The following is a 23058-nucleotide window of genomic DNA, read 5'->3' on the forward strand; positions in this document are numbered from 1 at the left end:
GGCATACAGGGTCTCCTTCTTACCCATTATGCCCGCTCACACACGGAATTCCTGACAGTCCCGGCTTCTGCGTCGCGGCACTGGAAGAGGCGCTGGCCCTGTTCGGCAAGCCGGAAATCTTCAACACCGATCAAGGTAGCCAGTTCACCAGCTTCGCCTTCACCAGCGTGCTACGCGAGGCCGAAGTCCGCATCAGCATGGACGGTCGGGGACGGTGGATGGACAACGTCTTCATCGAGCGCCTCTGGCGATCCCTGAAGTACGAGTGTGCCTATCTCCATGCCTTCGAAACCGGATCTGGTCTTGCCCGGTGGATTACCTTTTACAACACCTTGAGGCCGCACTCGGGTCTGGCCGGACAAACCCCGGCAGAGGCCTATGGGCGGATCGCGCAATCAGATGATGGGGGGCATGCCCCCATCATCTCATAACCAAAATGGCGGCATGAACGACAAATGGGATTAGCTTAACTCCGCCGCCAAACTGTCCAAGAAGGCGGGACCACGTCACTTTGGGTGGGCACGGGTTCTTGATAAAGCGCAAAGCGCTCTCGTCGGTATAAGCTTCTGCTTCGGCCCGGTACGGCTCAAGACTGGATAACAAGCTCACGAACTGCTCGTGCGTCATTTTGAAGGTGCCACTTTGCCCTTCGGGGTAAGGCTCGCTGATATGATAATTGCCGAGGCCCGTGGAGGCTATGGTCACATCCTCAGATTGCCAGCCTGATTGCCTGATCTCGATTTTCTCAATTTCAGGACGATCGGCTTTGCCGCAAGCAACGACGAATAAGATGACGATCGATGCAACGAACAAGCGCATTCTGAACTCTGTCACAATGGGCCAGTGTCTGCAAAGCGGCGCGGGCGGCCTGACCGAAATCCATATCAAAGATCGCCGCTCAGAGTAGGAGAATGGCGAATACTGTTACTTAGAGGCGGTCCCCACAATGTGAGGTGCGAGTTCGAATCTCATCGCTGGCCTTGGCTGTAATGGCACGGTTGTATGACCCCGATAATGCCTGGAGCCATCTTACGTCTCAGCAGTCGCGCTCGTTGGCGTCCTCCCGATCGAAGGTCCACCCCGGAGGCCAGGTGCGGCGTAGGCGGCGAATGTGTTCGAGAGCGGCGGCGCGGCTGGCGGCGCGGTCAGGCCTTACGTCTACAACCACTTCAACGCTGCATGGGCCTGGGCGATGAACAGCCCCTATCCGTGGTGGAAGCAGATCGCTTCGCAGGCGGGCGGCACGCGCAACGGCATGGTCGTGTCATGGCCCGCACGCATCCGCGACGGCGGCACCTTCCGCAGCCAGTACGCCCATGTCAGCGACGTCGCGCCGACGATCCTTGAGGCGGCAGGCGTCAAGGCGCCCGAAACCGTGCAGGGCGTGAAGCAGCAGCCGATCGACGGCATCAGCCTTGCCTACAGCTTCGCGGCGCCCAAGGCCCCTTCCGCGCGGCGCACGCAAGTCTACGAGATGATGGAGAACTTCGGCATCTACCACGATGGCTGGATGGCGGGCACCTTGCCCAAGCGCATGGCGTGGGAAGTGGGCGTGGGCGAGGACCGCAAGCTTGGCGTCGGCCCGGAGAACCGCAAGTGGACCCTGTTCAATCTCGACAAGGACTTCACCACCGCCAACGACCTTGCAGCGAAGAACCCGGCGAAGCTCAAGGAACTGCAGGATCTGTTCTGGAAGGAGGCGGCGGCGAACAACATCCTGCCGATCCACGACTACAGCCAGGGTGCAGAGGGCCGTCCGACGCTTGGCGGCAACCGCACCGAGTTCACCTATCTCGCCCCGCTCAGCCATCTGAACGAGGACGCCGCGCCGCACACCATCGGCAAATCCTTCACGATCGACGCCGACGTGGATCTGCCCGCAGGAGCGCAAGGCGTGCTGGTGACGCAGGGCGGGCGCTTCGGCGGCTATGCCTTCTACCTGAAGGACGGGGTGCCGGTGTTCCACTACAATGCGGTGGGGACGGACCAGTTCACCATCCGCGCGGCGCAGCCGGTTGCGGCAGGTCACCATAGCCTGACTGCGGCTTTCCAAGCGGACAAGCAGGAGCTGGGCTCGGGCGGCACGCTGACGATCAGCATCGATGGTAAGCCGGTCGGCAGCGGGCGGATCGGGCGTACGATCCGGGGGCTGGATGTCTCATACCGAGGGGTTCGACGTCGGCATGGACACCATCACCCCGGTAAACTGCGACTACACGATCGCGAGCAGCCGGTTCTCGGGGACGCTTCGCAAACTCGAGTTCAAGCTGAAGTAACTTTTATATGTGGGGCGATACCGCATTCGAAGCGCCGTTCCGCACTTTGGGCAAGATCGATCAGGGGCCGTACTTCGCGGTCAAGATGGAAGCTGGCGGGCTGGGCACTGCAGGCGGTCGCAAGACCAACGCCGAAGCTCAGGTTATCGGCTGGAGCGGCAACCCGATCCCCGGTCTTTACGCTACGGGCAACGCGATGGCGGCGGTGCTGGGCGACGTCTACGGCGGAGCGGGCGGCACATTAGGGTCAAGCATGACCTTCGGTTACATCGCTGGACGTCATTTGGGAGAGCATATTTCCAATCACTGAGATATCCAGCGCCGATAAGGGGAAGCAGATTGCTGATGCACTTTGCTGCCCGCGACTTGGCCCCATCTACGGCGAGCCATGGGCACCATGATAAGAAACCGGACTTTCCGAACCTAGTAGCGAAAAATTGGCCGCTGAGCGGCCGGAATGGGTCGGTTCATACGTAGCGATGAAAAGCTATTGCACCTTGTGCATGCGCTGGATCACTGTAAGGGCGGCTTTGCAATTGGTTTCCAACTGTAAAACATGATCGCGCCGGTGCCCCTGACGGGGCTCAATCGGGAATGCGGTGCGGGGGCTTGCCCCCAAATCCGCGGCTGTCCCTGCAACTGTAAGCGGGTAGCGCGATGCACTGGCCCTTTCGAAAGGGCAGCCACTGGGCTGCAAAGTCCGGGAAGGCGTGCATCAAGCCGTGACCCGCGAGCCAGGAGACCTGCCGGCGCACTGGTCGCTCTTGCCTTGGTCCAGGGGATGGTCACGGCACGGTTGTTCTTCCGTCTGGGCGACGAAGCTGTGCGGCTGGGGCTGCACGTGCGCGTGTCGCCGGGTGCCTGTTGCGCCCGCCCGTCGGCCCGCGTCGGTCGGCTGTCGTCGGCAAGCCCTATCCTCGTTTCGGTCCGGTGCACGGGGTGGGATGGCTGTGAGGGCGCAGGGAGAGGGAGTGATAAGGGGTTGGTGCCCCGATGCCTGGCATCCGATGGCGGCGGGCGATGGGCTGCTGATGCGGGTCAAGCCGCACCTTGGCCGGATGAGCGCTACGCAAGCGGTGGCCTTGTGCGAGGCGGCGCTGACGCATGGCAGCGGCCTGATAGACCTGACACGACGCGCCAACCTGCAGATCCGCGGTGTGAGCGAGGCGCAGTGGCCCGCTCTGCTGGAGTGCCTGTGTACATTGAGCCTTGTCGATCGCGATGGTGAGCGGGAGGGCCGCCGGAACATCCTCGTCGCTCCGGAATGGCAGGCGGGCGACGACACCGTGCGAATTGCGAATGAACTGCGTGACCGGCTGACGGAGTTCCCACAGTTGCCCGGCAAAGTCGGTTTCGTCATCGACGCCGGAGAAGTTTCGGCGGTGGCCTGCGAAGCGGGCGATTTTCGTGTAGAGCGCGGCTGCGATGGCACCTTGGTACTGCGTGCTGATGGACGTGCCGAAGGTGTGCGCCTCACTATTGGGAGAGAGGTCGATGCCCTGCTGGCGCTCGCCCGATGGTTCGTCGACAGCGGAGGCGTTCAGGCCAAGCGGATGGTCCGGCACGGCGCTCCTTTGCCTGTTTGGGCCATGGGCGATACGCGGCCAGCCTCTTCTCCCGCGTCGCTTGCACCGGGTGAGGGCCGCGGACACGTTGCTTATGGCCTGCCATTCGGTCGCATTGAAGCCCGGACTTTGCTGGCCCTGATGCAGCGCTTAGGCGTTACCGGGCTGCGCCTGACGCCTTGGCGAGTGCTCCTTGTCGAAGGTGCATCCTTGCTCGACGTTCCCGGCCTTTTGACTGACCCTGCCGACCCGTTGCTGCGCGTCGATGCCTGCCCCGGAGCGCCCACATGCCCACAAGCCAGCGTGGAGACGCGCGATCTGGCGCGCCAGCTCGCGCCGGTCGTGCGGGGGCGTCTGCATGTCTCCGGCTGCGCGAAGGGCTGCGCCAGTCCGCTGCCTGCCGATGTGACGGTGACGGGCCGCAGCGGGCGCTACGATCTTGCTTTCGGTGCCCGTGCCGATGCCGAACCGCTGTACCGAGGGCTGGACAGCGCCGAAATTCTCGCCCGCCTTGGAGCTTCCTGATGCCGCATGTCTACGAGAAGGACGGCGCCGCGATCTATCGCCAGTCCTTCGCCATCATCCGTGCCGAGGCCGATCTCGCGCGCTTCGATGCCGAGGAAGAGCCTGTCGCGGTACGGATGATTCATGCGGCAGGCATGGTGGGGCTCGAGGCGTATATCCGTTTTTCGGACGGTTTCGCCTTGGCTGCGCGCAAGGCGCTGGTCGCAGGCGCGCCGATCTTGTGCGATGCGCGCATGGTGTCCGAAGGCGTGACCAGAGCGCGTCTGCCTGCCGACAACCGGGTGATCTGCACACTGGCGAACCCCGAAGTGCCGGAAATGGCGCGCGTCATGGGCAATACGCGCTCTGCCGCCGCGCTGGAATTGTGGCGGCCGCATCTGGCAGGCGCAGTGGTGGCCATCGGCAATGCGCCTACGGCATTGTTTCACTTGCTCAACATGCTGCAGGACCCAGCTTGCCCACGCCCGGCGGCGATCATCGGCTGTCCGGTGGGCTTTGTGGGGGCTGCCGAATCCAAGGACGCCTTGTGGGCGGAGGCACCTGTTCCCTGCTGCATCGTCGCAGGTCGCCTTGGTGGCAGCGCTATCACCGTCGCCGCAGTCAACGCCCTTGCGAGCCGCGCCGAATGAGCGGGTCAGAGAAGTACGGGACGGTTCACGGCGTCGGCCTTGGTCCCGGCGCGGAAGACCTCATGAGCGTGCGCGCGGATCGATTGGTGCGCGGCACCCGGCAGATCGCCTATTTCCGCAAGAAGGGCCGCTCCGGCCACGCTCGCCGCATTGCGCAGGGTCTGCTGCGCGCCGACGCGGTCGAGATCGCCATGGAATACCCGGTCACCACCGAGATCCCACTGGCCGATCCGCGCTACAACGCCTGCCTTTCGGACTTCTATGCCGAATGCACCGACCGGCTGCTGGCGGCGACCCGCAGCGGAGAAGACGTAGTGGTGCTGTGCGAAGGCGATCCGTTCTTCTACGGATCGTTCATGCACCTTCACAGCCGCCTGTCGGGCCAGATTCCGGTGGAGGTAGTTCCCGGAATCACCGGCATGGCGGGCGCATGGAACGCCACGGGCGTGCCGATCACCTGGGGCGATGATGTGCTGACGGTGGCGATGGCGACGCTGCCCGAAGAGGAACTGGTGCGGCGCATCCGTGATACCGATGCCCTTGTCGTCATGAAGATCGGCCGCAATTTGCCCAAGCTGCGCCGTGCAGTAGCCGCAGCCGGGCGCGAGCAGGCCGCATGGCTCGTCGAACACGCCGCAATGCCGGGGCAGAGCGTAACGCGACTGGTCGATGCGCAAGAGGTCGCGCCTTATTTCTCGATCCTGCTGATCCACGGACAGGGGCGGCGTCCATGACAAGGGCTGTCGAGCGAGGATGGGTTGTGGTCGTCGGGTTAGGGCCGGGCAACGAGGCTTTGGTGACGCCCGAAGTGACCGCAGTTCTGGCCGATGCGACTGACGTGGTCGGCTACATTCCCTATGTTGCGCGAGTGGCCCCGCGTCCGGGGTTGACGCTGCATCCTTCCGACAACCGCGTGGAACTGGACCGGGCAGCGTTTGCGCTCGATCTTGCAGCGCGGGGGCGCAGGGTTGTCGTTGTGTCCTCCGGCGATCCGGGGGTTTTCGCCATGGCCTCTGCGCTGTTCGAGGCACTGGAAGCGGGGCCGCAATTGTGGCTTGACCTCGACATCCGCGTGCTGCCGGGGATTACCGCCATGCTCGCCGCTGCCGCGCGGGCCGGTGCGCCGCTGGGGCATGATTTCTGCGCGATCAACCTCTCCGACAACCTCAAGCCGTGGAGCGTGATCGAGCGACGCCTGAGATTAGCGGCGGAAGCGGACTTTGCCATGGCGTTCTACAATCCGCGATCGCGGGCAAGGCCGGAGGGCTTCGCAAGAGTTCTGGAAGTGCTGCGCGACGCCTGCGGCCACGAACGCCTCATCCTGTTCGCCCACGCAGTGTCTACGCCGGAGGAAACGCTGCGGATCGTCCCACTGGGGCAAGCCAGCGCGGATATGGCCGACATGCGCACCGTGGTGATCGTCGGGTCGAGCCGCACGCGATTGATTGAACGACCGGGGCCGCCGATTCTCTACACGCCGCGATCGGTTCCGGACGATGGCGTATGACCGATCCAGTCGAGCACCTCTCCTGGGCGGAGGAACTCGGTGCGGGCGGGCAGCTTCGGCCGCTCGATCATCAGCACCGACAAGCCGAGATTGCGTGCGGCAACCAGCTTGGCCTCAGCGCCGCTGCCACCCGCGTTCTTGCAGACCACAAGGTCGATCGCATGGTCGCGCAGAAGGCGGGTGTCATTATCGACGGTAAACGGCCCGCAATCGACGACGAGGGTATGATGGGGCAGGGCAGGGGGCTGGCTTGGCGTATCGACGAAACGCAGCAGATAGTGGTGCTCTGGCCGGGCGCCGAAAGCCTCCACATGCATCCGGCCAAGGGCGAGCATAATCCGACGCGGCGGTCCGGAAAGGGCTTCGACGGCGCTGGCAATATCAGGCGTGCTGCTCCACTTGTCCCCCGGTGCCGGCTGCCAAACCGGACGGGTGAGCGCGGCATGAGGAACTCCCGCAAGACGCGCCGCCTTCAGAGCATGCACGCTCATTGTCGCGGCGAAAGGGTGAGTGGCGTCCACCAGATGTGTCACGCGATGATCGCGCAAGTATGCGGCCAGCCCGGCCACGCCCCCAAAGCCCCCGATGCGCGTTGGTACGGGCTGGGCGCGCGGGTTCTCCGTGCGTCCGGCATAGCTCAGCATGGCAGTAATGCCATGCTCGGCCAGCAGGCGGGCGAGGGCGCTTGCTTCGGTGGTGCCGCCCAGCAGCAGGATATTCGGCATGGCTGACACAAGCGCTTCCCCCTGGTTGACCATCGTGGGCATCGGCGAGGATGCGGTGGACGGACTGAGCGCGGCAAGCCGCAAGGCGTTGGAGCAGGCGGAACTGGTTATGGGCGCGGCCCGCCACCTTGCCCTGCTGTCGGGGCTTAGTGCGCCAAGCCGACAATGGCCAGTGCCCTTCAGCGATGGCTTGCCGCTTCTGATGGCAGAGCGCGGGCGCAAGGTGGTGGCGCTTGTTTCCGGCGATCCGTTCTGGTTCGGCGCAGGGAGCAGCCTGACGCGCGATCTCGATCCGGGCGAATGGATCGCGCATCCGGCTCCCTCGACTTTCGGACTGGCGGCGGCGCGGTTGGGCTGGGCGTTGCAGGACTGCGCCTGCCTTGGCCTCCATGCCGCGCCGGTGCAGCGGCTGCGTCCTCACCTTGCGACGGGGCGTCGCCTCTTGGTGCTGGTGCGCGATGGTGGCGCAGTGGCAAAGCTGGCCGGCTATCTGGTCGAACGTGGTTTTGGTGCCTCCACGCTTCATGTGCTGGAAGCGCTGGGTGGTCCGCGCGAGCGTGTGCGCAGTGTCGTCGCGCAGGCGCAGCATTTCGATGACATCCAGCATCCGGTGGCGGTAGGCATCGCCGTCGCCGGAGCAGGATGCGCCTTACCGGTGAGCAGTGGGTTGCCCGATGATCTCTTCGATCATGACGGCCAGATCACCAAGAGTCCGTTACGGGCGCTGACGTTGAGTGCATTGGCACCTCGCCCCGGCGAGCACTTGTGGGACATCGGGGCAGGGTCCGGTTCTGTTTCCATTGAATGGCTTCTGGCGCACCCGGCCAACACGGCCTGCGCCGTCGAGGCAGACAGCATGCGGGCCGAGCGTGCGAAGGCGAATGCTCTGGCTTTGGGCGTGGATCGTCTGGAACTCGTCATTGGCCGTGCGCCGCAAGTATTGCCGCAAGGACCTTCGCCGGACGCAGTTTTCGTTGGCGGGGGCTTGTCGGATACGTTGCTCGAAATCTTATGGCAACGCCTTCCTACTGGCACAAGGCTGGTTGCCAATGCTGTCACGCTGGAGTCCGAAGCCTTGCTCGCCCACTGGCATGGAGAGCGAGGCGGCAGTCTTCTGCGCATAGAACTGGCAGATGCCGCGCCGCTGGGTTCCCGCCGAGGCTGGCGGTCCCGCTATCCGGTTGTTCAGTGGAGCGTGGCGCTGTGATCGTCGCAGGGTTCGGCTTTCGTTTAGAGGCCGATGTCTTCTCGCTGATATCGGCCTATCAGCAGGCGCGCGAAGGCGTTCCGCCGGTCACGCATATCGCTACCGTGGCCGACAAGGCGCAGGCTCTTGCCGAATTGGCCAACCTGCTGGACTTGCCGGTAATCGCCGTACCGCCTGAACGACTGGCCCAAGTCCACACCCTGACCGTTTCCACTGCCGCACAGGCCGCAAGGGGCGTGGGAAGCGTCGCCGAAGCCAGCGCGCTTGCCGCTTTCGAAGGCGCCGCCGCGGCTTTGGCAGGCCCCCGCCACATCTCACGCGACCGCATGGCGACATGCGCCATAGCTATGGGAGTTTCCGAATGACCGTTCATTTCATCGGCGCCGGTCCCGGCGCGCCTGACCTTCTGACACTGCGCGGCAGGGACCTGATCGCGGCCAGCCCAATCTGCCTCTACGCGGGGTCGCTGGTGCCTGCGCAAGTGCTGGAGCATTGCCCGCCGGGCGCGCGCATCGTCAACACCGCGCCAATGGACCTCGATGCCATCATCGCCGAGATCGCCGAGGCTCATGCGGCGGGACACGATGTTGCGCGGCTGCATTCGGGGGACTTGTCCGTGTGGTCGGCGATGGGGGAGCAACTGCGCCGCCTGCGCGCGCTGGACATTCCCTTTACCGTCACACCGGGAGTACCGGCCTTCGCCGCTGCGGCCGCCGCACTCGAAGCGGAGCTTACGCTTCCTGCACTGGCGCAATCGCTCGTCCTGACCCGGACCCCTGGCCGTGCGAGCACGATGCCGCCCACCGAAAACCTTACCAACTTCGCTGCGACAGGTGCCACGCTGGCGATCCATCTGTCGGTCCACAATCTTGAGCGGGTCGTGGCCGATCTTGCGCCGGTCTATGGCGCCGATTGCCCTGTCGCGGTCGTGTGGCGGGCAAGCTGGCCAGACCAGCGGATCGTGCGCGCAACGCTGAAAACGATCGAGGCCGCCGTCGCCGGAAGCATGGAGCGGACCGCGCTGATCCTCGTCGGGCGCGTACTGGCGGCGGAGGACTTCGGCGAAAGCAGCCTCTACGCCAAGGATTACGACCGCCGCTTTCGGCCGCAGCATGCCGGGTCGCGCTATGCCGGTTCCGTCGAGTGATCCGGCTTGATCTCATCGGCATCGGCACCGGCAATCCCGAGCACCTGACCGTTCAGGCGATCCGCACCATGAACGGGGCGGACCTGATCCTGCTGCCACGCAAGGGTAGCGAGAAATCCGGCCTGCTCGATGTGCGGCGCACCATTTGCGATGCCGTACTGACCCAACCGGTGCGCGTGGTGGAATTCGACCTCCCGACCCGCGATGCCGGGGGTGAATACATCAATGCCGTGCAGTCGTGGCATAACGCCATCGCCGCAGCCTGGGCAAAGCAGATGGCGCTGCATCTGCCTGAAGGCGGCAGGTTGGCCTTGCTGGTCTGGGGGGATCCCTCGCTTTACGACAGCACCCTGCGCATCGCGGGGCGGCTTATCGGTGGCGGCATGGCGATTGACATTCGCGTGGTGCCGGGCATCTCCAGCCTTCATGCGCTGACGGCGGCGCACGCCATTCCGCTGAACCAGCTGGCCGAAGCTGTAACGATAACGACTGGCCGGCTGCTACGCGCGCACGGATGGCCGGGCGATGCCACGTCCATCGTCGTCATGCTGGACGAAGGCGGGGCGTTCCAGACGCTGGATGGCTCGGAGTTCGAGATATGGTGGGGTGCTTGTCTCGGGATGGAGCATGAGGCGTTAATATCGGGGCGGCTGGCGCAGATCGGTGATGACATCATGCAGCGGCGATCCGCACTACGCCAGGAACATGGCTGGATCATGGACATCTATCTTCTGCGCAAAATTGCCTGAGGCCTGCATTGGCGTCGGTTTCAACCGTTCACGCAACGCAAGAGTAGCCGTATCAAATCCAGCAATTCTTGCCCGTCGCTCAACACCGGTCGGTCGCCATCTCGCCAACCTGGGTATCCAGAGAGGGTAAGCGGACCGACTGTATCTGGGTGGGGGAAACTGGCTGTTGTACGGCAACAATGGGTCGCTAGAGAAAGGGCGGGGTCCGCACTATGCGATGATCTCACGCCCTTTGAGCGTAGTGCGATGCATGACGCGGCCTGCCGCCTCCGTGTAGGGATGGGATCGGTGGAGAAGGCCTGGGTTGTTGAAGATCACGAGGTCGCCCTTTTGCCAGCGGTGGCGATAGGTGAACGGGGCGGAGGTGGCCCAGTCGAGCAGGTCGTCGAGGAACGCCCGACCTGCATCCCGATCCATCCCCACCATGGTGTCGGCAGTGGAGCCGATCAGGAGTGAAGTGCGACCGTCCTTCTGGTGCCAGACAAGCGGATGTTCGGTTGGCGGGAAGATGCTGTCCCAACGGGCATAATCCGCATCGCTGGGCTGCGCGTACATGAGGCGGCCGACGGCCGCGAGGCAATGGACGACGCGCTTGCCTTCCAACTCGCGCCTGCGCTCCTGCGGCATGGCATCCCATGCGGCGAAGAGATTGGCGAATTCGGTGTCACCGCCCGCGGCTGGCGGGCTTTCACATTTCAGCAGCGTGGCCTTGCCCGGCGTGTCGTACACTGTGCCGTCCATGTGCCAATAATCATTGCCTTTCACATAATCGAGCTGCGTCGTGTCGTCCTTATCGAGGGCGATGCGATATATGCCCTTGTCGCTGGCGGCGGAACTGTCCGCAGTGACGGACAGGTCATGCTGGTCGCCCATCGCGGCAGTAAAAGCGGCAAAGGTCTCGTCGCTCATATGAATCTGCGGGAAGACCAGCACATTATAGCGGTTGAGCGCCTCCAGCACTTTCTCGGACACGCCGGGCGCCAGCACATCTTCAGCGCGGACGTGGACGAAGGCGCCAAGGCCGGAGGTGATTGGTTCGATGGCGAAAGACATGTTTTTCGCTTACCTTTATAACCAAGCTTTGATCTGCTATTGAACACGTGTTTAGTAGTGATCAACGATCTGTCAACGGGGTAGAGTGAGCGAGAAGAAACGCATAAGGCGCGAGCCCGCCGAGACGAGGACGCTGATCCTTGACGCCACTGAGGCGTTGATGCGGACAGAGGGTTACGCCGCCGTCAGTACGCGGCGCGTTGCAAAAGAGGCGGGGCTAACAGCATCGCTCGTCCATTATTATTATCCGGAAACGGATAATCTGTTCGTGGACCTGCACCGCCGCATGACGGAACGGCAGGTGGCGGAGCTGGGCCAGATACTGGGCTGCGGCGATCCGGTGACGGCATTGTGGGAATATCAGGCGGGTTGGGCACAGTCCGCGCTGGGCGTGGAGTTCATCGCGCTTGCCAATCACCGCAAGACGATCAAGCCGCTGATCGCAGTTCGCACCGAGGAAGCGCGCGACGTGCAGGCGGCGGCGTTGGCGGGTGCGCTGGAGCGCGCGGGCGTGGACAGCGCTGTGCTGCCGCCAGAGGCGCTGGCGATGATGCTGGTCGGTATCGCGCGCACATTGGCGAATGAGGAGCGTGTCGGCATCACCCGAGGCCACGCCGAGGTGCGAGGCTTCGTGGACTGGCTGCTGGCGTGGTTGCGGGATGGGAACTCGCTCACCTGAGGCGGCGGCAGATGGGGCGGATGTGCAGCATACCTTATCAAAAATTAGCCTGCCTTCGCCATGCTAGGTGGCATCGTTTCACTGAGCAGGGCAAGCGCACCTACTGACGTAAAGGCGCGGCGGTCCAGGGGAAAGGCGCTCGAAGTCATGGCTTCGAAAATCCTGTCGCTTGGAAGTATGCAGGCGATGCATGGGGATGCGGGCCAACGTTTCACAATCCCCATGCCTCGTTCATATCTTGGTTAGGGTATCAGCACGGTGTCGACCACGTGGATTACACCGTTCGACTGCATAACGTTGGCGATGGTGATCTTCGCCTTGCCGCCCTTCGCGTCGGTGAGCCACCAAGCTCCAGCCTTGTCCTTCCAGGCGGTCAGATTCTCGCCTTCGACCGTCTTCAGCATGGCTTTCCCGCCGTGGGCCTTGGCGTTGGCAGCGATGCCGGCGACGGTCATGCGTCCCGCGACGACGTGATAGGTCAGAACTTTCATGAGCATCGCCTTGTTTTCAGGCTTCAGCAGCGAATCCACGGTGCCCTTGGGCAGCTTGGCGAACGCAGCGTTGGTGGGCGCGAAGACGGTGAACGGACCAGAGCCGCCACAAGCAGGTTTTGTTCGATGCTGGCGAACGTCAAGCCGACCACAAAGCTGCCCTTCTGGTTTTCGAACGCGCGAGGCAGGCGCATTCGCAAGCGATCTTCGGCCAGGCTCAGGCAAGGGCGAGTCCGACGGGGCGCGCATTTGCAAATGCCACGCAAGAGGTTGAACTGGCGCAGAGTGCCCGCGAAAAGGCTGCAGCAACCGCGCTCGATGCGTAGGCCCACCATGACGAGGCGGTGACAGCGGCTGAGACGCGCAAAGGCGTGCCTATTTCAGCGCAGGCAAGCGTTCTCGTGCAGCGCTTGCAAGTTGGGGCACCGGTGCCCAGTATGCCGCGCAAGCGAGCATCCGGAACCCGCACATGGCTCAGGAGATGCAACCGCGTTCGAAAACCCACGATGTAACGGGCATAGATATCGATCACGAAGGCGACGTAGACGAACCCCGCCCAGCGTTAGGTCGGAGACCCATAGCATGTCCGGCGCCGGGACATGGAACTGGCGTTTGACTTGGTCAAGCGGGGCACGGTTCCGCCGTGTCGGCAAACGTCGTGAGCACCGGCTTGCCCCTGATCACCCCCCTGCTGACCAATGATTCCCGCCTGCGCGGGGATGACTAGTTCTTATTCGGACAGAATGGAGGGTTAGAAGCCCTTCCCGCCCAGCTTCCACGTCATCTGCAGATAGATCGAGCGGCCGACGCTGTCGAACCAGCTGATGTCATAATAGGGATAGCTGGCGTAGGTATTGTCCTTCACCGGATTGGTATCGAGCACGTTGTTCACTGTCAGCGAGCCGCGCAAGTGGTCGGTGAAGTCGTACTGGACGCTGGTGTTGAACAGGTAGCTCGCCTTGATATAGGCGTCCTCGTCATAGTTGGGCAGCTTGCCCAGCCGCGTTCCCGACACCGTCCAGGTCAGCTGTTCGAGGTTCCAGGTCACGCTTGCGGTCGATTTGTCACGCGGCAGGTAATAGCCGCTGTCGTAGGCCAACTTGTTGATCGAAGCGTCACCCGGATACTGGCGGAAGCTGTGCTTGAACACATGCGTGTGCGAGGCCGAAAGCGAGAACGTGCCGAAGTCAGCAGTCGGCAGGTTGGCGTGGATCGCCACGTCAATGCCGCTGGTCTTCTCGTGCGCGATGTTGATCGGGTTGACCGAGACGGAGTCCAGTTCACCTTCGCTCACCCCGCTGGTGAAACGGTGCACACGGGCAAGCGCATCCTGACAGGTGGGCGAATTGATATCGACCGCGCTGCCAGAATTGGTCTCGCCGATGCGGCAGTCGGCCTCGTCGCGCAGCAACTGGTCGATCGAAAGGTCCTGCACCTGGTTCGACAGCGAGACGCGGAAGTAATCGACCGAAACGTCAAACATGCGATGCGGCTGCCAGACTATGCCGGCATTGATCGACTTGCTGGTCTCGGGCTTGAGATTCCGGTTGCCGTTGCGCTGGGCGACGATGCCCTCGTCCGAATAGGAGCAGTCGCCGATATCCTCGTCGGGCTCCTCGGTGCGGCACAGGTAGTAATCGGTGCCCGAGGGGTGGGTATTGCCCGGACCAGTGAAGACGTAATGCAGGTCGGGCGCGCGGAAGCCGGTGCCATAGGCGGCGCGAAGCAGCAGCGTGGACATCGGGCGGATCTCGACGCCGCCGTTGTAGGTCAGCTTGCCGATGGTGTTGCCCGCAAAGCGGAAACCGTCATAGCGCGCCGCACCCGACAGCTGCAGGAAGGTCGTCACCGGCACGCGGACTTCGCCGCCCAGCGCCCAGTGGCTGCGCGAACCGTGGCCGTCGCTGTCCTTGAGGCCATAATAATAGTCGGTCAGCGCCAGCGGATCGGGGTTGAGATCGTAGCCCTGCTTGCCGCCTTCGGCGACCACCGCGAAACCCACCGGCCCCGCGGGCAGATCGAACAGACTGGTGCTCGTCAGCGTGGCCTGCAGGTTGTCGGTCCAGCTCTTGGGCCGATAGACCGAGTAAGCGGTGATGCTGTCGTATTCCGAGCGGGTCAGCGGGTTGTAGAGACGCGAGGGATCGGCGTCGAAGATCGGATAGCCGCTGTCCTCGTCGGTGCCAATCTGCTCGCCCAAGAACAGCGCGTTCGCCTTCGACGCGATGACCTGCGGGAATTCCACCTTGGCGCGGTATTCGCTGTGGTTGAACGAGACCTCGTAGGACCACTTGTCCGACAGCTTGCCCTTGATGCCCGGCGTCACGCTGAACGTGGTCTGGCGGTTGCGGGTCATGGTGTTAGCAAAACCGCCCGACTCCTCGGGCGTGAACTGGCGATACCAGTCATCGAGGCGATTGTCGTAGGCGTTGTAGAACGTGGTGTCGCTGCTGCCCGAGCTGTTCTGGAAACCCCAGTCCAGCACGTCGGACATCAGCGCCACCTTGCTGATGCCGAACTGCGCGTCGATGAACAGCTCTGCCTTGTCGGACAGTTCATATCCGGCCGAGGCATAGCTGTTGAAGCCCTCGCGCCGCGACAGCACGGTGCCATAGCCGATCGAGGTGTTGCTGCCGCAGAAGTAGCCCGGACCGTAATCCTCAAGATCGTCATCGTAGGCTCCGTAGCGCGGACGCGAGGCGTAATAGGTGGAGCCACCGTTGAGATAGGACAGGCCCGCGCAGGTCGAGGCGCCCGGATCGACGTATTCGTCCGCATCGGGATCGTAGCGCAGGAAAGTACGGCGGGCGAGCGTGCTCGAAGTGGTCGGGTTGTCCGCCGTGCTGTCCTGGATCTTGCGCTGGTAGGCCCACAGCGGACGCTGGAGCATGTATTCAACGCCGCCCACGATGTGGAAGCGGTCAGTCGACCAGCCGCTCGTCACCGAAAGGCGGTGCGACATGCCGCCGCCGTGCTCGGTGCGGCCGTGGCGATAGTCGATGGTGGTGCCGTCCACCTTGTCCTTGAGCTTGAAGTTGATGACGCCCGCGATCGCGTCCGAGCCGTAGATGGCGGACGCGCTGCCGCTCAGCACTTCGACCTGCTCGATCAGGCTGACCGGGATGTTCGAGATGTCGGTGAAGTTGCTGCGGCCCTGGAACGGCAGCGGGAAGTCGGCGATGCGGCGACCGTTGACCAGCACCAGCGTGTGGTTGGGGCCAAGGCCGCGAAGGTCCACCTGCTGCGCGCCGGGGGTGAAGCTGGCGCCGCTGAACGACTGCTGGCTCTGCGTCTCGCCGCCGTTCTGAGTGACGGCGCGCAGGATGTCGGGAACGCTGGCGTAGCCGTTCTGCAGGATCGTCTGCGAATTGATCACCGTGACGGGCGCGGGCCCTTCGCTGGAGACGCGCGGGATGCGCGATCCGGTAACGATGATCGAGCCGCTTTCTTCCGCGGCAGGCTCGGGCGCGGTGCCGAGTTCCTGCGCCATGGCAAGTGCGGGCGAGCACATCGCGGCGATGCTGCAACCCAGCGTCAGAACATGACGGCGACGGCGCGAACCAGAATTCATTGAGCCCCCATGAGCCGGTGGCGGACCCGCCCCCTGCGCGCCCCATTACCCGGCCTTTCGCTTGAGAAACCACATTTTGCGGAAATTCTCAATCAGTTTGACATTTTGTTGCCACATATTGCAGTCTGCTGTGCGCAAAATGTCGCAGGTCCTTCGGGACGCCGATTGTCCCGAAAGGCCTTACGGATGAAGTTCTCCTCGCCCTGCAAGCTCGCCAGTGCTCTCTTCCTCGGTGCCGGAGCCGGTGCCCTGTTCGCCGCCGCGCCTGCGCTCGCCGCGCCTGGATATAAGCGTTACGTGTTGGGCGATGTCGATGCGTCCGCCGCCACGACGCACGAAGGCGGGCTGCTGCTGATGGGCGGCGGCGATCGCAACAACGATGCCATGAAGTGGTTCTTCGGCCATGCGGGCGGCGGCCATATCGTCATCCTGCGCGCCTCGCTGGGCGGCCAGATCGGCGAGGAATTCTACAAGCAGATCGGCGGCATCCGCTCTGCCGAGACCTTCGTATTTACCGACCGCAAGGCCGCCTACGATCCGAAGATTATCGCCGCGCTGCGCCGCGCCGACGGCATCTTCATCGCGGGCGGCGACCAGTCACGCTATGTCCGGTACTGGCGCGGCACCCCCGTGGCAGAGGCGCTGGACGCCCATGTCGCGTCGGGCAAGCCGCTGGGCGGCACCAGCGCGGGCCTCGCGATGCTGGGCGAGAAGCTCTACGGCGCGATGGACGGCGGCAGCATCACCAGCGCCGAGGCCCTGCCCGACCCGCACGGGTCAGCCAACACGATCGAGAGCGATTTCCTCCACCTCGCCGCGCTCAAGGGCGTGATCACCGACACCCATTTCAAGGAGCGCGACCGGCTGGGGCGCCTGTTTGCCTTCCTCGCCAAGGCGCAGGTCGGGCGGGCGCCGGACGATCCGGCGCTGCTCGGCCTCGGCGTCGATGAAAGCGCAGCGATCGCGGTGGAGGCGGACGGCAGCGGGCGCATCTACGCCACCGCGCCCGATGGCGGCGCATGGCTGGTCAACGGGGACGGCCTGCGCGGCACAGCGACCAGCGGGCCACTGCAGGCCCATCGCGTGCGCGTGACCGGAATCGGTGCAGGCTCTGTCGTGCACCTGCCCTCGGGCAAGGTCGATGCGCCGACGTTCGTGCGCAACTATGCGGTGACGGGCGGCTCGCTGGTGCAGGTGCCGCTCTGGTCGCTCGCCATCCACGGCGGCGCCGGGGTGATCGAGCGCGGCGACCTGACGCCTGACAAGGAAAAGGCCTATCGCGCCGGTCTGGATGCCGCCCTGCGCGCGGGCGCGGCAGTGCTCGACAAGGGCGGCGCCTCACTCGACGCCGTCGAAGCTGCGGTGCGGGTGCTGGAGGACGACCCTATGTTCAACGCCGGGCGCGGCGCAGTGTTCACTGCCGAGGGCCGCAACGAACTCGATTCCGCGATCATGGACGGCGCCACGCTGAAAGCCGGTGCCGTGGCGGGGATCACCCGCACCCGCCACCCGGTAGACGCGGCGCGCGCAGTGATGGACCATAGCCCGCACGTAATGCTGATGGGCGCGGGCGCCGATGCCTTTTCGAAAGATCAGGGGCTGGAGCAGGTCGATCCCTCATGGTTCCGCACCGAGGCGCGCTGGCAGCAGTTCCTGACGTGGAAAAAGACGCATCAGGCCGCGCTTGACCGTACTCACCTGTTCGGCACCGTAGGCGCGGTGGCGCTGGACGCGGACGGCAACCTTGCCGCCGCCACCTCCACTGGCGGCATGAACGGCAAGCGCTGGGGCCGCGTGGGCGATTCGCCGATCATCGGCGCGGGTACGTATGCAAAGAACGGCCAGTGCGCGGTTTCCGCCACCGGCTCGGGCGAATACTTCATCCGCGAAAGCGCTGCGCGGCAAGTCTGCGACCGGGTCGGCTATCTGAAGCAGCCGCTGGCCGAGGCCGCGCAGGCGACGATCATGGCGGTGGGCGCGATCGGCGGCGACGGCGGGCTGATCGCCATGGGGTCGGATGGCGCCCCTGCGTTTGCCATCAACGACCTTGGCATGTATCGTGGGCGCATTGCCGCAGGCGGTACGGCCGCAACGGCGATCTACGCGGATGAACGACCGGGAGATTGACTTGCAATCCGGCGTCCGGCTTGACGAAACCGACGAAAGCCTGCTGGCCCTGCTCCGGCGGGACGCCCGCCTGCCGATCGCGCAACTAGCCAAGGAACTGACGATCCCGCGCGGCCAGCTCTACTCGCGCCTTGCCCGGCTGGAAGAGGCGGGCATCGTCGCGGGCTATACCGTGCGGCTGGGCGAGGCTTATGCCGCAGGCCGCATCCGCGCCCACATGATGATCAAGACCGCCCCGCGCTGGCATCGCGAGGTGGAAAGCGCGCTGGAACATATTGCGCGGGTGCAGGCCGTCCACGCGATCAGCGGCGAATATGATATCATCGCCATGCTGGAGGCAGAAGACAGCCGCCATCTGAACGACCTGATCGACGATATCGGCATGCTGGAAGGGATCGAGCGGACCAGCACCAGCGTGATCCTGGCGACCAAGCTGGAGCGGTAGGAGCATTGCCTAGGTGTTTAAAATCCTCTTTCGAGGAGGAACCCCTCCGACTTCAATCAGATACTGGCTTGAGCCCCGCCTCGTGATCCTACCGGCGTCAGCCGGTCAGTCATTCAGATCGGGAAGGGCGGCAATTACTAGTTATATCGCCGGAACCTGTCATTCTGGAATCGGTCAGGCCAAGGCATCATGAACGGGAAAGCTGCCGGTCCTCACCTGGTAGCGCAAAATTCGCTGCTGAACGACCGGGAAGGGTCGGACTTAAAAAAAACTCGCCTTTCTTACGGCTGTAGAGGCTTTGCTACATTGTGGCCGAAAGGGTGGGTTTCAGTGCGGTTGAACCGGTTCGTGGGACCAAGCTGGCACTCACGATACTGCTGAATGGCGCGAACCGGTATAATCTCACCGGTCCTACCTGCCGCTCTACAAACTGCGGCTGTAAAACTAGCCGATCCTGATCAGTCTGAGCCTAGTGCCAAGACGGAAGCGATCCGTAGTAGGCTGGCAAGCCCGAGCCATCGAACACGAAGACCTTGATCACCGCGGTCACCCGAAGGCGGCCATACTATCGCCTGCGCGAGTTGGAATGGTGCGGCGGCCTGACAAACTACATCGACATCCATTTCTGAAAGCGGCCCATCGGCATGGCCCGGCTCATCCGGGAACGTGCAGGCGGGCGAAGTCGCCTTCGATCGAGCGGTCCAGCATCTCCCGATATTCTGCAAAATAGAGCATGTCGGGCGTGATCAGGCCAAGCGGTGCGTCCTCCCCATCGCGCAGTTTGCGCAAGGCGATGGGCGCAGCGGCCGGCACCAGCTGCGAGCCATGGCCCACTTCGAGGGTCGTCAGGATGCCGAACAGTCCGCCATCGATCGTCGGGCGCGACAGGATGGCGAGGCGGTACTGCCCCTGCTCGTTGGTGACGAGATAGATGTGGCCCGAGAGGTTGGGCATGGAAATCTGACCGGCCTGCTCGAACCGGGAATCCGAACGGCCCGATTCAGCAAAGCCGAGGCAGGCTCTCTCCGCAACCCAGCGGATCGTCGTCAGGTATGCGAACAGGCCGCCTGCGGTGCCGAAGCTGGGCCGGACGGTGAGATAGCATCCCTCCAGCCAGGTCACGGCCGAGCGGGCGTAAGCCCCCATCGCCTCGGGCGCGACGTCACCGCCGGTCGGCGCCACTGGCGCAGAGCCGGGACGAAGGCTGACGCCCAGCGCTTCCTCGATCCGCAGGAGTGTGGCGAGCGTGAAGGCCCGTTTGCCCGCCAGAGCTTTTTCCAGCGTCGATAGGCTGATGCGCGCCATGTCCGCCAGCGCCTGGCGCGACAAACGGCGCCGGGCGATTTCCTCGCGTACGCGCCGCGCGGTCTCGGCGCTTTCTACTGAGAGGCCCTCGGCGTCTGGCCGGTCATCTCCTAGGGTCGTGTCCATGCGTACATATGCGCACATATCCGCACATTGCGTCAATCCTTCCGCTAGTTTGCGTCGCCGTGCGCAAGGCTCGGCAGGAACCGGCTGAAACTGCTCGTGGCTGTGTGCACCGCCCTGCGCATAGAGGGTGGGCTCCCCAGTCGCAGGAGCCATCCGATGCCGCATTCACTCTCTCTCCGTCGCGCCCTGATCCCCGCCGCCGTGCTGGCCTTCGGGGCTCCCATTGCGCTTGCCGTTGACGCAACCACCGTGGCCGCTGCCGACGAGAGCGCCTCCGACGACGCTTCGGGCGATGAGGGGCCCGCCACCGGCACCCTGATGCTGCGTGGCCAAGGCATCGTCCGGAGCATGCCCGCCGTGCGCCTCGGCACCGACATCGACGTGACCGTGACCGGTCAGACGGCCCGCGTGCGCGTGGTCCAGGCGTTCCGCAACACCTCGGGCAAGTGGATGGAGGCCAGCTACCTTTATCCACTGCCGCAGGACGGTGCGGTGGATTCGCTCAGGATGGTGGTAGGCCAGCGCGTGATCGTCGGCCACATAGAGCCCCGCGAAAAGGCCCGCGCCACTTACGAGGCGGCGAAAGCGAGCGGGCGCAAGGCGGGCCTCGTCGAGCAGCAGCGACCCAACATGTTCACCACCATGGTCGCCAACGTCGGCCCGGGCGAGACGGTGCTGATCGCTATCGAGTACCAGGCCCCGGTAGGCCAGGCCAACGGCACCTTCTCGCTCCGACTGCCGCTGATCGCCGGCCCGCGTTATACACCGCCGCACACGCTGGGAACGGTGGATGCCGTGGCCGATGCTAATGCCGTCACCGCCGCCCCGGTGCTCACTCCGGGACTTGGAGAAACGGTCAACCCGACGTCGATTGCGATCCGTCTCGCCCCCGGTTTCGAGGTCGCCAACCTCATCAGCCGCTACCACCGCGTCAATATCACCGGTCCACTCGGCGATCGCACGATCAAGCTGGACGGCAGAGTCCCGGCGGACCGGGACTTCGTTCTGGAATGGCGCTCCGCCTCCGCCGATCCGACACTTGGCCTGTTTGCGCAGCATACCGCCAAGGGCGATTACGTGATGGCCTCGGTGACCCCGCCCGCCGACACCTCCTCGCTGCCGACACCTCCGCGCGAGATGGTGTTCGTGATCGACAACAGCGGCTCGATGGGCGGCGATTCGATGGAAGAGGCCAAGGCCAGCCTGCTCCATGCGCTGGGTACGCTGCGACCGCAGGACCACTTCAACGTGATCCGCTTCGACGATACTATGACTCGGCTGTTCGACCACAGCGTCGCCGCCACGCCTGACCAGGTCGATCTCGCCCGGCGCTTCGCCGGATCGCTGGAGGCGCAGGGCGGAACGGAGATGCTGCCCGCGCTCAAGGCGGCGCTGGCGGATGCCGCGACCGGTGGCGGGAGCGATCCATCCATCCTGCGCCAGATCGTGTTCCTGACCGACGGGGAAATCTCCAACGAGCGCGAGATGGTAGCCGCGATCGGCGCCGATGGGGGCCGCAGCCATGTCTTCATGGTCGGTATAGGCTCGGCGCCAAACGACTACCTGATGGAGCGCATGTCGACGATCGGCGGGGGGCTCTACACGCATATCGGCGCCTCGGGGGAAGTCACCGCCAAGATGATGCCGCTGCTCGACGTGCTCAGCCATCCCGCAGTGCGCGACCTCTCCGTGCGGGTTGAAGGCGGTTCGCTCGAGCTCACCCCCTCGCGCCTTCCGGACGTCTATGCCGGCAGGCCGCTGGTGCTGGTGGGGCGTACCGACCACCTTTCGGGCACCCTGACCGTGAGCGGCACGATCGGCGGCAAGGCGTGGGAGCGACGTGTCGATCTGGCGAGCGCTCTGCCTAGCCCGGCCATAGAAAAAGTCTGGGCCCGCAGCCGCATCAGCGACATCGAGGCAGACCGCGCGCTCGGCAAACTGGAAGACGAACAGGCCGATGCCGAAGTCGAACGGATCGGCATGGAAAGCACCATCGTCACCAGTCGCACCAGCCTCGTCGCGGTCGACGAAACACCGTCTCGGCCCGCCGGCGCCCGTCTGACGCGTGAGGAACTGCCGATCAACCTTCCGGCGGGCTGGGACTTCGACACTCTCTTCGGCCAGGGTGCTGCTTCGGACGTCGCTGATCCACAAGGTTCGGGCGATAGCGCCGCGATGCAGGCTGCGGCGCTGGAACTGCCCCAGACAGGCACCGGTTTTCTCGGTCTGCTCGGCCGGGGCCTAGCCCTCTTGCTCGCGAGCCTTGCCGGTTTCGCCTGCCTGCTGCGCCAGAGGGCGGCGTGAGCCGCGCCGGCAAGCTTGCGCGCCGTTCGAAAGAGGCCCTTTGCGGGCACGGCGTCGCGGCGACCCTGTTGCTGGCGTTATGCCTGGGCGGAATGGTCGAAATCGGCAGGGGGCTGTACATACCCACCAAGGCAGCGGTCGCACAAGAACTGCTGGACCATGCCTTCGAGGCGAGTCTTGTCGACCACCGGCCCCGCAGGCCCTGGCCCTGGGCCGATACCGCGCCGGTCGCGCGTCTATCTGTTGCAAGGCTGGGCGTGACGCGCATCGTTCTCGGCGGAGGATCGGGCCAAGCCCTCGCTTTCGGCCCGACGCTGCTCCCGGCCGGGGCAATGCCAGGGCACGCCGGCACCGCCGTTATAGCCGCTCACCGCGACACACATTTCAGATTTCTGCATGACATGCGCACAGGTGATTTTGTCACCCTTCAGACGCGCGAGGGGGCGCTGCTGCGCTACCGAGTGACCGGTACGAGCATCGTGCGGTGGGACCGCTATGCTCCGCCGGATGATTCAATGGGCGAACGGCTTGACCTTGCGACCTGCTATCCTTTCGACGCGATCCGCAGCGGTCCTTGGCGCTATGTTGTCCATACCGAGTCGCTGTAAATGCCTTCCTTCCCGTACC

General features: G+C 64.3%; 20 protein-coding genes, 2 pseudogenes and 1 riboswitch. Of the genes and pseudogenes, 15 read left to right on the forward strand and 7 right to left on the reverse strand.

Going from position 1 to position 23058, the window contains the following annotated elements:
* Window positions 1-65: 65 nt before the first annotated feature.
* Window positions 66-380: pseudogene (locus BES08_RS17745) on the forward strand (transposase); the annotation flags it as partial.
* A gap of 40 nt (window positions 381-420) precedes the next feature.
* Here BES08_RS17745 and BES08_RS31900 read toward each other — a convergent pair.
* Complete coding sequence (locus BES08_RS31900) at window positions 421-819, reverse strand: hypothetical protein (RefSeq protein ID WP_036530571.1); 399 nt, start codon at window positions 817-819, stop codon at window positions 421-423.
* Window positions 820-2361: 1542 nt separating this feature from the next.
* Here BES08_RS31900 and BES08_RS31905 point away from each other — a divergent pair.
* From BES08_RS31905 to cobJ, 5 genes are all read left to right on the forward strand, one after another.
* Entirely contained in the window at window positions 2362-2586 is a 225-nt protein-coding gene (locus tag BES08_RS31905) for an FAD-binding protein (RefSeq protein ID WP_231958261.1), read from the forward strand.
* Window positions 2587-2825: 239 nt separating this feature from the next.
* Window positions 2826-3041, forward strand: a riboswitch (cobalamin riboswitch).
* 266 nt (window positions 3042-3307) lie between these two features.
* On the forward strand, window positions 3308-4366 hold the full coding sequence (locus BES08_RS17755; RefSeq protein WP_231958263.1) for a ferredoxin-like domain-containing protein: 1059 nt from the start codon (window positions 3308-3310) through the stop codon (window positions 4364-4366).
* Window positions 4366-4995: a precorrin-8X methylmutase gene (locus BES08_RS17760; protein ID WP_036530583.1), complete on the forward strand. Its 630-nt coding sequence runs from the start codon at window positions 4366-4368 to the stop codon at window positions 4993-4995. The genes BES08_RS17755 and BES08_RS17760 overlap by 1 nt, the downstream gene beginning before the upstream one ends.
* Window positions 4992-5729 (forward strand): precorrin-2 C(20)-methyltransferase, encoded by a 738-nt coding sequence (gene cobI, locus BES08_RS17765; RefSeq protein WP_036530585.1) that lies wholly within the window; start codon window positions 4992-4994, stop codon window positions 5727-5729. The genes BES08_RS17760 and cobI overlap by 4 nt, the downstream gene beginning before the upstream one ends.
* Window positions 5726-6502 (forward strand): precorrin-3B C(17)-methyltransferase, encoded by a 777-nt coding sequence (gene cobJ / locus BES08_RS17770; RefSeq protein ID WP_036530586.1) that lies wholly within the window; start codon window positions 5726-5728, stop codon window positions 6500-6502. The genes cobI and cobJ overlap by 4 nt, the downstream gene beginning before the upstream one ends.
* Here cobJ and BES08_RS17775 read toward each other — a convergent pair.
* Window positions 6466-7227, reverse strand: a complete 762-nt coding sequence (locus tag BES08_RS17775; RefSeq protein ID WP_036530587.1) for a cobalt-precorrin-6A reductase — start codon at window positions 7225-7227, stop codon at window positions 6466-6468. The genes cobJ and BES08_RS17775 overlap by 37 nt on opposite strands.
* Here BES08_RS17775 and BES08_RS17780 point away from each other — a divergent pair.
* The 4 genes from BES08_RS17780 to cobF are packed head-to-tail and all read left to right on the forward strand — an operon-like array spanning window position 7226 to window position 10330.
* Window positions 7226-8434, forward strand: a complete 1209-nt coding sequence (locus tag BES08_RS17780) for a bifunctional cobalt-precorrin-7 (C(5))-methyltransferase/cobalt-precorrin-6B (C(15))-methyltransferase (RefSeq protein ID WP_069709334.1) — start codon at window positions 7226-7228, stop codon at window positions 8432-8434. The genes BES08_RS17775 and BES08_RS17780 overlap by 2 nt on opposite strands.
* Window positions 8431-8799, forward strand: coding sequence for a cobalamin biosynthesis protein (locus BES08_RS17785; RefSeq protein WP_036530638.1), 369 nt, complete (start codon window positions 8431-8433; stop codon window positions 8797-8799). The genes BES08_RS17780 and BES08_RS17785 overlap by 4 nt, the downstream gene beginning before the upstream one ends.
* Window positions 8796-9581: a precorrin-4 C(11)-methyltransferase gene (gene cobM, locus BES08_RS17790; RefSeq protein ID WP_036530590.1), complete on the forward strand. Its 786-nt coding sequence runs from the start codon at window positions 8796-8798 to the stop codon at window positions 9579-9581. The genes BES08_RS17785 and cobM overlap by 4 nt, the downstream gene beginning before the upstream one ends.
* On the forward strand, window positions 9578-10330 hold the full coding sequence (cobF, locus tag BES08_RS17795; RefSeq protein WP_036530592.1) for a precorrin-6A synthase (deacetylating): 753 nt from the start codon (window positions 9578-9580) through the stop codon (window positions 10328-10330). Before cobM ends, cobF begins: the two co-directional genes overlap by 4 nt.
* A 210-nt stretch (window positions 10331-10540) precedes the next feature.
* Here the strand turns inward: cobF and BES08_RS17800 are convergent, their stop codons facing one another.
* Entirely contained in the window at window positions 10541-11383 is an 843-nt protein-coding gene (locus BES08_RS17800) for a TauD/TfdA dioxygenase family protein (RefSeq protein ID WP_036530594.1), read from the reverse strand.
* Window positions 11384-11468: 85 nt separating this feature from the next.
* On the opposite strand from BES08_RS17800, the gene BES08_RS17805 reads away from it, so the two are divergent.
* Complete coding sequence (locus tag BES08_RS17805; RefSeq protein ID WP_069709335.1) at window positions 11469-12062, forward strand: TetR/AcrR family transcriptional regulator; 594 nt, start codon at window positions 11469-11471, stop codon at window positions 12060-12062.
* A gap of 242 nt (window positions 12063-12304) precedes the next feature.
* On the opposite strand, the gene BES08_RS17810 is transcribed toward BES08_RS17805, so the two are convergent.
* From BES08_RS17810 to BES08_RS17815, 3 genes and pseudogenes are all read right to left on the reverse strand, one after another.
* Window positions 12305-12802 carry a fasciclin domain-containing protein gene (locus BES08_RS17810; RefSeq protein WP_231958265.1) on the reverse strand — a complete coding sequence of 166 codons (498 nt, stop codon included), beginning with the start codon at window positions 12800-12802 and terminating at the stop codon, window positions 12305-12307.
* 244 nt (window positions 12803-13046) lie between these two features.
* Window positions 13047-13243: pseudogene (locus BES08_RS34070) on the reverse strand (IS3 family transposase); the annotation flags it as partial.
* A gap of 61 nt (window positions 13244-13304) precedes the next feature.
* Window positions 13305-16124, reverse strand: a complete 2820-nt coding sequence (locus BES08_RS17815) for a TonB-dependent receptor plug domain-containing protein (RefSeq protein WP_051587219.1) — start codon at window positions 16122-16124, stop codon at window positions 13305-13307.
* Window positions 16125-16310: 186 nt separating this feature from the next.
* Between BES08_RS17815 and BES08_RS17820 the strand changes: the two genes are divergently transcribed.
* Both BES08_RS17820 and BES08_RS17825 read left to right on the forward strand, forming a co-directional pair.
* Window positions 16311-18251: an isoaspartyl peptidase/L-asparaginase gene (locus tag BES08_RS17820; protein WP_081799240.1), complete on the forward strand. Its 1941-nt coding sequence runs from the start codon at window positions 16311-16313 to the stop codon at window positions 18249-18251.
* 1 nt (window position 18252) lies between these two features.
* Window positions 18253-18696, forward strand: coding sequence for an Lrp/AsnC family transcriptional regulator (locus BES08_RS17825; RefSeq protein ID WP_036530646.1), 444 nt, complete (start codon window positions 18253-18255; stop codon window positions 18694-18696).
* Between the two features lie 654 nt (window positions 18697-19350).
* Here BES08_RS17825 and BES08_RS17830 read toward each other — a convergent pair.
* On the reverse strand, window positions 19351-20127 hold the full coding sequence (locus BES08_RS17830) for a helix-turn-helix domain-containing protein (protein WP_036530598.1): 777 nt from the start codon (window positions 20125-20127) through the stop codon (window positions 19351-19353).
* A 156-nt stretch (window positions 20128-20283) separates the two neighbouring features.
* Between BES08_RS17830 and BES08_RS17835 the strand changes: the two genes are divergently transcribed.
* Together BES08_RS17835 and BES08_RS17840 are read left to right on the forward strand one after the other, a co-directional pair.
* On the forward strand, window positions 20284-22431 hold the full coding sequence (locus tag BES08_RS17835; protein WP_069709336.1) for a marine proteobacterial sortase target protein: 2148 nt from the start codon (window positions 20284-20286) through the stop codon (window positions 22429-22431).
* Window positions 22428-23039 (forward strand): class GN sortase, encoded by a 612-nt coding sequence (locus BES08_RS17840; protein WP_036530602.1) that lies wholly within the window; start codon window positions 22428-22430, stop codon window positions 23037-23039. Before BES08_RS17835 ends, BES08_RS17840 begins: the two co-directional genes overlap by 4 nt.
* Window positions 23040-23058: the final 19 nt, after the last annotated feature.

The organism is Novosphingobium resinovorum, from assembly GCF_001742225.1.
Lineage (GTDB): Bacteria > Pseudomonadota > Alphaproteobacteria > Sphingomonadales > Sphingomonadaceae > Novosphingobium > Novosphingobium resinovorum_A.